Raw genomic sequence first — 13339 nt, 5'->3', positions numbered from 1 at the left:
GGGTTTATTTAATTAATTTTAAAATATCCTGACCTATGTCTTTTCTAAAATAGGAATTCTTCCAGTGAATTTTGGAAACTACCTCATAGGCATTTTTTAAAGCATCTTCCACAGATTCACCAATACCTGTGATGGCAATCACTCTGCCTCCATTTGTTACTATTTCGCCAGAGGAATCCGATTTTGTCCCAGCATGAAAGACAATGGCTTTATTATTATCTACATTCAGTCCGTGTATTTTATTTCCTTTTTCATAATCTCCTGGATAACCACCTGCTACCATTACTACTGTGGTTGTGGTAAATGTATGGAGATCGAAAGGATGATTTTCCAAGTTTAAGGTTCCCATGGCATATAATAAATCCAGAAAATCGCTTTTGATTCTCGGAAGGACGGCCTGGGTTTCAGGATCCCCCATTCTAACATTGTATTCAATCACATAGGGGTCACCATTGACATTCATCAGACCGATAAACAAGAACCCAGTATATTTAATCTGCTCTTCTTCCAGTCCCTTAATCGTGGGTAGAACAATCCGTCTTTCCACTTTATCCAGAAATATTTTATCCGCAAAAGGAACAGGGCTAACAGCTCCCATTCCCCCTGTGTTGAGACCTGTGTCCTTTTCTCCAATTCTTTTATAGTCTTTGGCTTCAGGTAAGATCTTGTAACTTTTTCCATCAGTAGCAACAAATACCGATAATTCAATACCATCCAAAAATTGCTCGATGACAACTTTTTCAGAGGCCTGTCCAAATTTTGCCTCCAAAAGCATTTCTTTCAATAGCTGGGATGCTTCCTCATGACTTTGGCAAATCAAAACACCTTTACCTGCAGCCAATCCATCTGCTTTTAAGACAATAGGGAGATCTTGCAGCTTAATATATTCAAGGCCTTCATCGATATTGGATTTGGAAAAGGTTCTGGATGCTGCAGTGGGAATCCCATGCCTTTCCATGAATTGTTTGGAAAAATCTTTTGAACCTTCCAATTGCGCACCTAGTTTGCTAGGTCCGATAACCGGGATATGGCCAACGGTTTTATGGTTTTGAAAAAAATCCACAATTCCTTTCACCAAAGGTTCCTCCGGCCCGACTACAACCAAGTCTATTTTCTTTTCTTCAACAAATCCGGCAATTCCATCAAAATCAGTAGCAGAAATATTGACATTTTCAGCTATCTGTGCAGTGCCTGCATTTCCCGGGGCAACAAAAAGTTTTGTACAATTTTTACTATTTATAATTTTCCAGGCAAAGGCATGTTCTCGGCCTCCGCTGCCCAATAATAATATGTTCATTTATTAATTTCTTTTTTTAGTTAGCGTGTTCCGAAATGAACTTAATTCGGTAAACACGGATTTCTTCTTCCGCAAAATCCTCATCCTCCAACTCCTGAAGTGCGACCCTGATATTGTCAGACTCAGCAGTCATGAAATAATCATGGAGTATTTCCTCTCTTTCCTCATCCATGATGTTTTCAATATAATAATTGATGTTCAATTTGGTCCCACTGTAAATGATCTGCTCAATTTCCTGAAGTAGTTCTTCCATTGTCAAATTCAGGTTTTCTGCAATTTCATCCAGATCAATTTTTCTGTCCACCTGCTGAATTATGGAAATCTTGACTTTTGATCGGGTTCCTGATGTTTTGACCACTACATCAGAAGCCGTGATAATATCATTCTCCTCCACATAGTTTTCAATCAGTTTGAGGAAGGATGCTCCAAATTTAACCACTTTTCCCATTCCCACACCATTGATCTGGGCCAATTCTTCCCTGGTAGTGGGATATACTGTTGCCATTTCTTCAAGAGATGGATCTTGGAAAATCACATAGGGAGGCAGTCCTTTTGCTTTTGCAACTTTTTTTCTTTCAGCTTTTAAAAGTTCAAATAATTTTTCATCGTAGGCAACACCACCGGCTGAAGGAGTTTCTTCAGGTGTTTCATTTTCCACCATCTCCTCAAAGTTGTGGTCCTTACAAAATGTGACTGAATATGGGGCTTCAAGGAATTTTTCACCTTTTGGCGTGATTTTTATTACCCCATAATTCTCAATGTCTTTTTCAAGAAACCCTCCGATCATGGCCTGCCTGATGACTGTTCTCCATAGCCTTTCATCATCTTCTTTTCCCCTGCCAAAAACATCCAGTTTGTCGTGTTTGTAGCTGGTGATATAATCATTGCTCTCTCCTCTGATCACATTTACAATGTGATCCATATTAAACCTGTTATTGGTTTCCTTGACTGCCTCAATTGCTGCAGTCAAATAATCCATTCCTTCAAATTTCTCTTTTGGTTTCTTACAGTTATCACAAAATCCACAATCCTGTTCCATCATTTCACCAAAATAATGAAGTAGAAATTTCCTGCGGCACACTGAGCTTTCTGAATAAGCGGCCATTTCCTGAAGAAGAATTTTGGAATTTTCTCTTTCAGTGACCGGCTTGTCTTTATTGAACTTTTCTAATTTGATGATATCGTCATACCTGTAAAACATCAGGCAATGTCCCTCAAGTCCATCTCTACCTGCACGGCCGGTTTCCTGATAATAGCCTTCCAGGGACTTTGGTACATCGTAATGGATCACATAACGGACATCAGGCTTATCGATACCCATTCCAAATGCAATTGTGGCCACAATCACATCTACTTCTTCATTCAGGAAATCATCCTGGTTTTTCACCCGGACACTTTGATCAAGTCCTGCATGATAAGGAGCTGCTTTAATACCGTTTACTTTCAGTAAATCTGCAATCTCCTCAACTTTTTTCCTGCTTAAACAATAGATTATTCCTGACTTCCCTTTATGGGATTTAATGTATTTGATAATCTGTTTTTTTGTTTCGTTTTTAATTTTTGGTCTTACTTCATAGTAAAGATTCGTCCTATTGAAGGAAGACTTATAAAGATCAGCTTCTTCCATTTGAAGATTTCGTTGTATGTCTTGCTGAACTTTGGGTGTGGCAGTTGCTGTGAGGGCAATTACAGGGAGATCAGGACCAATTTGTGCTATGATCGATTTTATTTTTCTGTATTCTGGCCTAAAATCGTGTCCCCATTCAGAGATACAATGGGCCTCATCAATTGCCACAAAACTCAAGTTTGCGTCTTTAAGGAAAAGAATATTTTCCTCTTTGGTCAATGATTCAGGAGCCACATACAGTAATTTCGTCTTTCCTGAAAGTACTTCCTTTTTTACCTTATTGGTTTCAGATTTGTTCAGGGTGGAATTTAAAAAATGCGCATTTATTCCAAAGGCATTCAATTGATCCACTTGGTTTTTCATCAGGGCTATTAAAGGGGAAATAACTATGGCTGTCCCATCCTTGATGACAGCCGGAAGTTGATAACAAAGTGATTTTCCGGCCCCGGTAGGCATGATCACGAATGTATTATTACCTTTAAGAATATTATCTACAATTGGTTCTTGGTTTCCTCTGAACTGGCTAAAACCAAATATTTTTTTTAAGTTTTCTTTTACGATTTGATCCACAGCAAATTTAAATTTTGAAGTTGCTCCTTCTGGGTTTCTAATAAGCAAGAGGTATTTCTAAGCTACCTTTACACAAATTTAGTGATTACCAAAGGTATTTTTGAAGTTAACAAAAAATATTAAAACATGTACTAAAAAAATTGGCCAAAAAGCTTCGGGTTAGAGAATAAAAAAATCAAAGCAGATGAGTATTCAATTCTTTTTTTCTTTTTCGGGTTTTTGAAAAGGAAAAGATAGTAAAATGTTCATTAACAATAAATTAAATAATATTTTTCTAAATTAATTCGATTGAAATTCTTAATTTTTAACAAAATTGAAATAGCGGTTAAAAGTATTTCCCATTTGATCAAATATTATAGAGTAGAATTAGGGGATTGGATAAATTACACAATCGGTAGAATCCGAATGATGATAATATCATTGGTTTTTTTCATATTCAGGCATTATTGAAAGCGGGTGAAATATTTTAGTGTTAATGAAGGATAAACCTTATATAGTTATCATGGCAGGGGGGATTGGCTCCCGTTTTTGGCCCTATAGCAGAAATAACAGGCCAAAACAGTTTTTGGATATCTTGGGAACCGGAAGAACCATGTTGCAAATGACCTATGACAGGTTTGTGAAATTCTCAGACAGTCAGCATTTTTATGTGGTTACCAACAAAAATTACTTTGATTTGGTGAAAGACCAATTACCTGAAATACCTGAAAACCAAATTCTCACAGAGCCTTTGAGGAGGAATACAGCAACCTGTGTTGCCTATGCCTGTTATAAAATAGCCCAATCAGATCCGGATGGAAAAATCATTGTTACACCTTCAGACCACCTGATTGTGCAGGAAGAAAAATTCAGAGAAAAAATCCAAATTGCCTTAGACGCCTGTGAGGAAGGGAACAAGTTGATTGCAATAGGGATAAAACCCAATCGACCCGAAACGGGTTATGGTTATATACAGTTTATTTCGGATCCGGGGAATCCTGTAAAAAAAGTAAAGACCTTTACAGAAAAACCTAGTAGTAAATTGGCCAAAATGTTCTTGGATAGCGGTGATTTTGTTTGGAATTCAGGGATTTTGCTATGGAAAGTTGGAAGTATTATCCATGCATTCGAAAAATATATGCCCGATGTTGCAGAGGTGTTTGAAGAAGGGAATGCTTATTACAACAAAAGCCAGGAAGAGGCATTTACCCAAAAAGCTTATTCTTTAGTAAAGAACATTTCCATAGATCACGGCATTTTGGAAAAATCAAATGAAGTATTTATGGTTATGGGAGATTTTGGTTGGTCTGATTTGAGTTCTTGGCTTAGTTTATATGACAATAAGCCAAAGGATGGTTTTAATAATGTTATTGATGCCAATGCTATTTTATATGAAACTGAAAATTGTTATGTTAAAGTGGGTCATGATAAATTGGTTGTCATACAAGGCCTGGATAATTACCTGATTAATGAAAGTGAAAATGTATTATTGATCTGCAAGTTGGATTCTGAAAAAAAATTTAGAGCTTTCGTCCAGGATGCAAAAGAAAAGGGTGAAGGATTTGTCTAATGAAAAAAGAAATTTCTATAGCAGAAGCGCAAGAGCTTGTTGATGATTGGATCAAAACCGTAGGAGTCCGATATTTCAATGAACTCACCAATACTGCCATTTTGATGGAAGAAGTGGGGGAATTGGCCAGGATAATGGCCAGAAAATATGGAGAACAATCTTTCAAAGACTCCGACAAGGATAAAGACATGGCAGATGAAATGGCTGATGTACTTTGGGTATTGATTTGCCTGGCAAACCAAACCGGGGTTGATCTTACTGAAGCACTTCAGAAAAATTTTGAGAAAAAAAATATCCGGGACAAAAACCGACATAGAGAAAACAAAAAGTTGATTTAACATTTTCCTGATTTGGAAAGTCATAAGGGCAGAAGTATTTGTTTTGCTTGATCAAATGGATATATTGTAATTTGAGAAAATAGAGTGAGTGATGAAAAAATTATTGGTAAAATTCCCGGTCTTATTTGTGATCGTTTTTTATTCGGGATGTTCTGAAGATCCAGACCCCATTCCACCTTTAAAATATTTTTATGGTAATTATAATTTGCAGGCTATTACAGCAGGAATAGCTATGGATTTCAACAATAATGGACAGTCCACTCCTAATTTGTTGTTGGAAATAGAGGAAGTTCAGGGTGAATTGAATAACCGCTTGTCTTTTACAAATGAAAATACTGAAGAAATGAACTTTTCTATTATGGAAGCAAATGTACTAACGGAATTTGAGGGAATTCCCATAATCAGATTTTTACCTACTCCAATAAGGCTTTTTGTCACTTTTGACCAGCTTAAAGATGAATTCGTTAGTAGGGAACAAATTCCTTCTGTTCTGGAAAATGCCGAATTTCAAAATATTGTTTTGGTAGACCAATTGACATTGGATATTACCTATTCCCAAAGAATGTATGATTATGCTGCCAACCAATGGATTATCATTCCGGTAACTTACAGATTCGTAAGGGGAACATTGACTTGATGAAAAAAGAGTTCTTACCAACCAAAGTTTGTCCGGTTTGTCATAGACTATTTACTTGGAGGAAGAAATGGGAAAAGAATTGGGAAAATGTAAAATATTGTTCCAAAAAATGTGCTGGATCAAAAACCTTTCCCAAATAGCCTTTTACTTAAACCTCCCATTCCACCACTTTTTATTAAACAAAAATGATGGAATGGGAGCCTTGCTTAATAATCAAAATCACAGGACAAATCCTCACTTCCTATGGGAGCTCCATCTGGAACAGCAATTGGGGATGGGCTGCTCAGTTCTTCCGGTAATTCCAGGTAGGCTGATATTTTTTCATTGATATAAGATTTAAAATCAGAGGACTGTATGCCGGTATTCCCACTTAAAGGTTTAGTGGTAAAGTCTTTCAGTTGTTTCCTGCAAATTGCCCTAACCGGAGCCGTTGCCTGTGGATTTTTGGAAAGGGCAATGAGTTGATCTACCAGTTTGTTTTGGGTCATCATCCTGATTTCTTTTTCGTAATTTGACTCATTGGCCTGGGTAAAAACTGAATTGGAGACTTTGGTCAACGCTTCAGAAAAAGAAGGAAGTGTAGAATCAAATAATTTCTGTTGGTGCAGTCGGTTGGCCCTACCTGCATCAAACAGGAAGCTGAAGGTCATATCCACTACATTTTCAGCCGGTGCCAAAGGATCAAAATTCAATCCGTTTCTTGAGGGAAATGTTTCTCTTGTCCTGTTGTATCCCATAGGTCTAGGGGGGAGATTGTTGATGAGGAATTCAGGTAGAACAAGCTGTGCAGGCTGGATAGTGAAAATCAAAGCTTCCAGAGCTTTATTCTGCTTTGCAGCATCTAACCTGCTTTGTGTTCTTTGGTTATCTCCTTTGATTTTGTAGGTATAATCCAAACCACCGATCAATTTGGAAGTAGCTTCCACCTGGTAGCGATGCATCAGATAAAGAGGTGCCAAAGCTTCTTCCATTAATGCTTCAGGTTGGTTGACCTCAATGCTATTTAAGCCAAAAGATTGGAGTTTTTTAGCTCTTATCTCCATCATTCTCATGAGTTCCTCACTGGCGGATTCACCATTATCCCAAAGGTGGGCTGTACCATGGCTACCGCTAGGATGCCTGGAATCCGCGTCAGAAATAAAGGTATGTCCAGCAGCATAGGTGTCTTCCAATATTTTGTTTAGAAAAGCCTTTTCATTTTGCCCTTTTGGAACCGTGGCATATCCATATTTTATGGCCCATTTATCCCAATCCCCGATTTTATCATCATAAGCATTTGACATGTCTATCTTGCCTTCCTTGTCCATAGTGATTAAAGGGTATGGGTAATCCATCACAGAGGCTCTGTTAGTGGGTGAAGAGGCATAGGCATGGGCCAAGCCAATGGTATGACCAATTTCATGGGCAGAAAGTTGCCTCAATCTTGCTAATGCCATTTCTAACATTTCAGGATTTTTGGGTTTTCCTTCCTCAAAAGGTTGAAGCAGTCCTTGTGCTATCAGGTAATCCTGTCTTACTCTTAGAGAACCTAAAGTAACGTGGCCTTTGATGATTTCTCCGGTCCTCGGATCCCTCACAGATGAGCCATACGACCAACCTCTGGTTGATCTGTGGACCCATTGGATTACATTGAACCTTACATCCATAGGATCCATGTCTTCCGGAGCAAGTTCTACTCTATAGGCATTTTTGAATCCTGCAGCCTCAAAAGCTGCAGCCCACCAATTTCCTCCCTCCAAAAGAGCTGACCTTACCGGTTCAGGAGTTCCACGGTCCAGATAATAGACAATGGGTTTTACCGGTTCTGAAATTTCTGCATTAGGGTCTTTCTTTTCTAATCTATGCCTAGAGATAAACTTTTTTTCCATAGGATCTCCTATGGGTGTGGTGAAGTCCATATAGCTGATATGAAAATAACCTGATCTTGGATCAAATGCCCGCGGTTGATATCCAGCTTCCGGTAATTTGATAAAGGAATGCCTTTGCCTTACGGTAACAGCCTCGGGGGTTGGGGTTACAGATCGGATATAATTTCCAGTGGGCGATCCTGTTACAGTGATAACTGCTTCCACTTCTGTATTTTCAGGGAAATTTTTTGTCATCGGATAATATATTGCAGATCTTGAGGCATCTGTCTTATAGCTTCCCTGTCTGGCACTACCCAGTTTTTCAGCCACATTGTGAGCATCCTGCAGATAAAATGTTGTAGCATCTACTAAATAAGTGCTACCTTCCTGTTGACTGATTTCAAATCCCCACAGTACTGACTCTGCAAAGGCGTCCCTGACTGATTTAACCTCGGCCGGGTTATCACTGTATGCCCTGAAATCGTAATTCTTATGTACCAAAAGAAGTTTATTTCCAGCCTTTCTAAACTCTACAATTCTTGTTCTTCCCAATTGTCCCCGATCAAGTCCAATATCGTTGGAACCTACTCCTGCCGGCATGGAATTGACGTAAAGAAATTCATGGTCAAGTTTATCGATCTCCAGGTAGATTTTCCCTTTATCTTCGTCCAGATAAATAGTCAGAAATCCTTCTTTTTTCTGAAGGTTGTCTTTGTCTATTCCCTGGGCAAAAAGCAACAAGGGAAAAAAGATAAACCAGATGGTAGTTAAGTATAGATTTTTATTCATGGTTAAATATATTTCAATCCTTGAATTTATTAAAATACTTCTAAGCAAGATAAACCGACTGTGGAATTTATCTATTGAACTGGTACCTAAGTTGAAGTACACTCTCTGTTATCCTATTTCCGCTAATTTGCTGCAACCCGGTTCCTATGAATTCCCGGTCGGTATAAAGAGTTCTGCTATACCGGGCCCAAATACTGAGCTTTGGACTGATTTTGTACTGCGCTAAAAAGTAATATCTTAGACCTTGACCGTTTAAAAAGGGAATAGAAAACAGCCAAAGTACATTTCTTTCATAAATGAATTGCCTGTTATCAAAATCCTCGGTGTCGAACAACACAAACCTGGAAGAAATCCTCCATTTTTCTTTATCAATGTTGACATCCTGACTGATGGCAAAACCCCTGGTCTTTTTTCCGCCAAATTGAAAACTGCTAGCTGTAACCCTGGATTTGAAACTCCAAACCTTATCTACTCTCTGGTCAAGATTTACCACAAAATTCCTTTTCAATCCCTGGTCGAGAAGATAGGACGATTGGAATCCTTGATATTCACTAATATTCCTTGCCTTGGATTCTTCCCGCAATTGGAAAAAAAGCAAGGTTTTCTTTGAAGGACTAAAGCTTAATCTTGTCAACCATTCATGACCTGAAGATGGGGCATAGACCCTATAGCGCAACCAGGGAAAATGAAACCTGTCATAATAATAGGACCAATTGAATTTCTGGTTGGGTTTGAAATGTATGCCAATATAAATCCCGTTTTCATTGATGGATCTTGAATTTTCAGAAAAGGAGTTTCCATAAAAGGTATGGAAATTGCGGTCATAAAATCTCCAAAGCACTGATAGTGATAATTTGGGATGAAGACTGCTCATCATGCCCAAAATTGAACCGGTTCCTCTACTGGCAGAAATAGCAGTTTCTCCAAAGAAGAAGTAATTTTGGAAATTATATGCGAAATAAAGGCTATGGATGTGGTTATTTTTTCCGGAAAATTCAAATGAGTTGTAAATTCTTTCCGTCCTAAAAAATGGTTGGCTGAATTGAGTCCATAGTGAATTAATACCTAGTTGAAAGTGTTTTTTCCTACTTTGAAAGTGGAGGTTACCCCCAAGGTTTTTTTCCCTTAACCGGTTTTTATAACTGATTTCGGTTGGGGTTCTGTGTAGACCGCTTGTCTGTAAAGAAGTGATAATCTCGGTTTGATTTTCACTGGTGTCCATAGGGGATATATGGAGGTTTCCATCCCTTGGAGCATTCGATGCCATCATAGTTAAATGGATAGGGCCGGTTTTGTAAGTGGCTGAAATACCTCTGAAAAAACCGGATTCAAGGGCGGCCGTATAAGGTCTTATACCAAGATTACTTCTTCTTATGGTGGTAATGGTTTCCGATCCTTTTCCCGCAGAAAAGCCTGCCCCGAAAACCAGCCCTTGCCCAAACTGCATTTGATAATCTCCAATACTTATAGCTTTCCATTTACCACGGTTATACATGGTGAAATGATAGGATAAAAAATTGAATCCATATCGATTTGTTTTCCTGTCCCATTTAAATACTTCACCTGGGTCTTTGTCTACTGTAAATCCCAAACTGAAATCCTTTGAATGTTGTATCCTGAACCTTCCATAGAGGCTGTTTGGATCACCCAAATAGCGACTGGTAATTCTACCGTTCAGGGTGTCTGGGGCTGTGAACCCCCGCCTGGTTTCCCAGACTCTTTGTTGCCTAAAAATAAAATAGGCATCTTTTTCATTCGGAATTTTTTCAAGAAGAGATGATTTGGGTTTTAAATTTTCATCAAGTGTAACGAAAGGAAGGAGTTTATAAATAGTTTCTAAATCGAATTCCGGAATTGCCTGTAATTCATAGATTGACAATAAATTTCCGAACAACCTTTTATATTCAAAAAAATTATTGATCTGCACCGGACTGAGAATATAGAGGGATTTCAGTTCTTCAGGTGAAGTCTTGTTAAGATGAATAGGATTTAGCAAGATCTGCAATAAACTTTCATACTGCTCATCATAATCCCCTTCATTACCCTGCATGGAAAATAATTCCTCAACAAACTGTTCCATGTCTATTTCACCCTTCTTCATTATTTGGCCAAATGAAGGAGGGAGGCAAAATAGAAAAAAGAGCATGACAATTGCAGTTTTCATTTTTCATGAAAAGAATAATTAAATGAAAAGTGATGGGTAAACCCCAATTGTGGATGCTGGGTCATGGCATAATCAATTTGGATTTTTCTTGTTTTGAATCCGATTCCAAAGAATAACGATTGAGCGAAAGTGTTCAATCCTGTTCTTGCCCATACTTTTTCCAGCATGTTATATTCCAGTCCAATCTTGACCAATGGCTCCAACAAAATATCTTTTTCAGCTTCAATATTGAGCATAACCCTGTCGGATGCTCGATATGATAATCCGGCTTTGACTACTGTAGGGAGATGGTCAGGTGAATTTTTCCCGTATCTGGCTCTATTGGGATTATAAATATGGGCTCCAAAAAATAATTCAGGGCTGAGTTCGGCCACACCACCAAATTCAATTATTGCTGCTCTACCGGTACCAAACCCCTCAATGCTTGTCTGAAAATAGGTGACTTTAATTCCCAAACTGGCAATGCCCAGCTGGTTGGAAAACCCAAGTCCCAATTGGCTTTGGGAAAAATAATCCGAGCCAAAATTGGAAACTCCTAATCCAAATGCAGAATTATCTTTTTTAAAGGCAATAGCTGCCGCTAAGGTGGTCAATTCCTCTAGATTCAACCTATGGTCGTAAGAAAAAGTTACTTGGGAAGATTCAATTCTACTCAATCCTCCGATATTATTAAAAACACTCCAAACATCTCCCAAGGTCACATGGGCATCTCCCATTCCAGTGCTCCTGGCACCCTTGGGAAGTGTCTCATTGCCGCTTTGGGCAAAAATGTTATTGAATAATACCAAAGAAAAATAGGTAAAAAATAGCTTTTTCATTAAAAAAATCCCTAATCAGTATATTAAAATAGGGTAGAAGTAAACTTTTTGAAAATTATAATCGGATAATAATCGGATAAATTGATGGTGGGAAGCAGTATGCAAGAATCAAGAGACAAAAACTAAGAGAGATAAATGACAGAATCGGGCCAGAATTGGGATTTCGGGATTTGGAAAAACCAATAACGTTGGATTTAGGATTTTAAATTTTGGATATTGGATTTGAAGTTTAAAAAGGAGCTCTGAAATTGATAAAAAATGAACTTTCATTTTGGTTGTTGATGGAATATTCAAACCTAAAAACCATATCATACAAAGTTACCATATCAATGCCCAATCCATAACCGAAAAGATAGGTATTCGTTAATCTTGTATTTTCAGGTAATTTATTTTTGTCGTTGACAAATCCCTGGTCAAAATTGGCACTTAAATAAAATTTAAAGGGAATGTATGAAAATTCATCCAAGGGCATATAGTCGCCAACATCAAAGCCTGTTTCAAATAGCTTATACCTGAAACTGTTTTTATGAACTAAAACAAATTGTCCTTCAATCACATTCAGTTCATATCCTCTAATGAAATTGGGATTATATCCAATTCCTCTGACAAGGGTGTATGGTTGTTGCTGGCCAAAGAAATAATTTAAAGATAAGCCACTGACAACATGAAATCTATTGTCCAGTCTTTTATATTTATTGGCATTAAGGGTGAATTCGATGTCCTGAACATCATCACCGTTGAACAAGCCGTATTTGTTCAAGCCTAAACTGAGTACCTGACCTTCCGTCGCATAAGCGATATTGTCACGGTTGTCATGCCGATAAGTATAACTAATGAGCGAATACCTCAATGTGTTATCATCATGTAAAAAATAATCAGGATTTTGGATAAAAACATCGTCACTTATCCAGGTATTGCTATATCCTATCGTCACAAAATGGAAATTATAATAACTTCCTCTATAGGTATACCTTAATAAAGTGGTGTTGGTTTTGCGTAAAACATCCTCGGTTTCGTTTTGATAAAAGACTTGTTTGTTATTGGAAGATTTGATCGGTATATTTTTTTGGGTAAAATAATTGAATTGTGCCGACAACCCGTGTTTTTGCTTTTTATCTATATAAGGTTTACTGTACATCAATTCAAAAGATCGGACAAATCCGAATTGGGCACCGATCCGCAATTTTTCATTTCTTCCTCCTACATTGTTATGGATTAAGCGTGCCCCGTAATTTACCCTGGATAAATCACGGTTTTGGTTGGTCCACCATTCAGCAAAATTCCGATCTGCAAGATTAAATATAATATTGGGAATGATATACCACCTTTCGGTTACTGCAACCAAAAGTTCTATCTGTTCACTTCCGGTTAATAATGGAGTAATTTCTACACTGGTAAAAAGTTGAAGATTATAAACTTTCTTTTGGTCAGCTTGAATCAGGGAGATCAATTCTTCCCAATCATAGTAAATTCCGGTTTGAAGGGTGATTTCTCTAAGAATGATGTTTCTTTTTGTTTTTTCATTACCTACCACATAAATATTGTTTATGACTACCCTTCCTGGAGGGGTAAGCATGATACTATCCTGGTCAGTTACTTCATCCTGAGCAAAAGTAATTGTACCCTTTGCGAAAAAAAGGAACAGGAGAAGTAAAAGGGCATTATGTGAGATGAAAGAATTCAAAACTTTTTGACGAACTGAA

10 protein-coding genes are annotated in these 13339 nt (G+C 37.8%); 4 read left to right on the top strand and 6 right to left on the bottom strand.

The genetic code is table 11. The features are described from left to right. Positions 1 to 4: 4 nt before the first annotated feature. Together purD and recQ are read right to left on the bottom strand one after the other, a co-directional pair. Positions 5 to 1297, bottom strand: coding sequence for a phosphoribosylamine--glycine ligase (purD, locus tag ACFSKV_RS16920; RefSeq protein WP_380805424.1), 1293 nt, complete (start codon positions 1295 to 1297; stop codon positions 5 to 7). 16 nt (positions 1298 to 1313) lie between these two features. After that, entirely contained in the window at positions 1314 to 3494 is a 2181-nt protein-coding gene (gene recQ, locus ACFSKV_RS16915) for a DNA helicase RecQ (protein ID WP_380805421.1), read from the bottom strand. 475 nt (positions 3495 to 3969) lie between these two features. On the opposite strand from recQ, the gene ACFSKV_RS16910 reads away from it, so the two are divergent. From ACFSKV_RS16910 to ACFSKV_RS16895, 4 genes are all read left to right on the top strand, one after another. After that, positions 3970 to 5043, top strand: a complete 1074-nt coding sequence (locus tag ACFSKV_RS16910; RefSeq protein ID WP_380805418.1) for a mannose-1-phosphate guanylyltransferase — start codon at positions 3970 to 3972, stop codon at positions 5041 to 5043. Then, positions 5043 to 5381 carry a nucleotide pyrophosphohydrolase gene (locus tag ACFSKV_RS16905; protein WP_380805416.1) on the top strand — a complete coding sequence of 113 codons (339 nt, stop codon included), beginning with the start codon at positions 5043 to 5045 and terminating at the stop codon, positions 5379 to 5381. The genes ACFSKV_RS16910 and ACFSKV_RS16905 overlap by 1 nt, the downstream gene beginning before the upstream one ends. Positions 5382 to 5472: 91 nt before the next feature. Continuing rightward, positions 5473 to 6018 (top strand): hypothetical protein, encoded by a 546-nt coding sequence (locus ACFSKV_RS16900; RefSeq protein ID WP_380805415.1) that lies wholly within the window; start codon positions 5473 to 5475, stop codon positions 6016 to 6018. Beyond that, a complete protein-coding gene (locus tag ACFSKV_RS16895; RefSeq protein ID WP_380805413.1) occupies positions 5967 to 6158 on the top strand; it encodes a DUF2256 domain-containing protein in 192 nt (63 codons plus the stop codon). The genes ACFSKV_RS16900 and ACFSKV_RS16895 overlap by 52 nt, the downstream gene beginning before the upstream one ends. Before the next feature lie 66 nt (positions 6159 to 6224). Here the strand turns inward: ACFSKV_RS16895 and ACFSKV_RS16890 are convergent, their stop codons facing one another. From ACFSKV_RS16890 to ACFSKV_RS16875, 4 genes are all read right to left on the bottom strand, one after another. Beyond that, positions 6225 to 8654: a zinc-dependent metalloprotease gene (locus ACFSKV_RS16890; protein WP_380805411.1), complete on the bottom strand. Its 2430-nt coding sequence runs from the start codon at positions 8652 to 8654 to the stop codon at positions 6225 to 6227. 67 nt (positions 8655 to 8721) lie between these two features. Beyond that, the gene (locus tag ACFSKV_RS16885; protein ID WP_380805410.1) at positions 8722 to 10755 is read right to left on the bottom strand and encodes a ComEA family DNA-binding protein; all 2034 of its coding nucleotides are present in this window, start codon (positions 10753 to 10755) and stop codon (positions 8722 to 8724) included. 59 nt (positions 10756 to 10814) lie between these two features. After that, the gene (locus ACFSKV_RS16880) at positions 10815 to 11636 is read right to left on the bottom strand and encodes a PorV/PorQ family protein (protein WP_380805408.1); all 822 of its coding nucleotides are present in this window, start codon (positions 11634 to 11636) and stop codon (positions 10815 to 10817) included. Positions 11637 to 11865: 229 nt separating this feature from the next. Further along, positions 11866 to 13320, bottom strand: coding sequence for a BamA/TamA family outer membrane protein (locus tag ACFSKV_RS16875; RefSeq protein WP_380805407.1), 1455 nt, complete (start codon positions 13318 to 13320; stop codon positions 11866 to 11868). Positions 13321 to 13339: the final 19 nt, after the last annotated feature.

The organism is Shivajiella indica (assembly GCF_042683085.1).
Lineage (GTDB): Bacteria > Bacteroidota > Bacteroidia > Cytophagales > Cyclobacteriaceae > Shivajiella > Shivajiella indica.
Note: the sequence above shows the minus strand (reverse complement) of the source record. Positions and strands in the feature narration are given on the sequence as shown.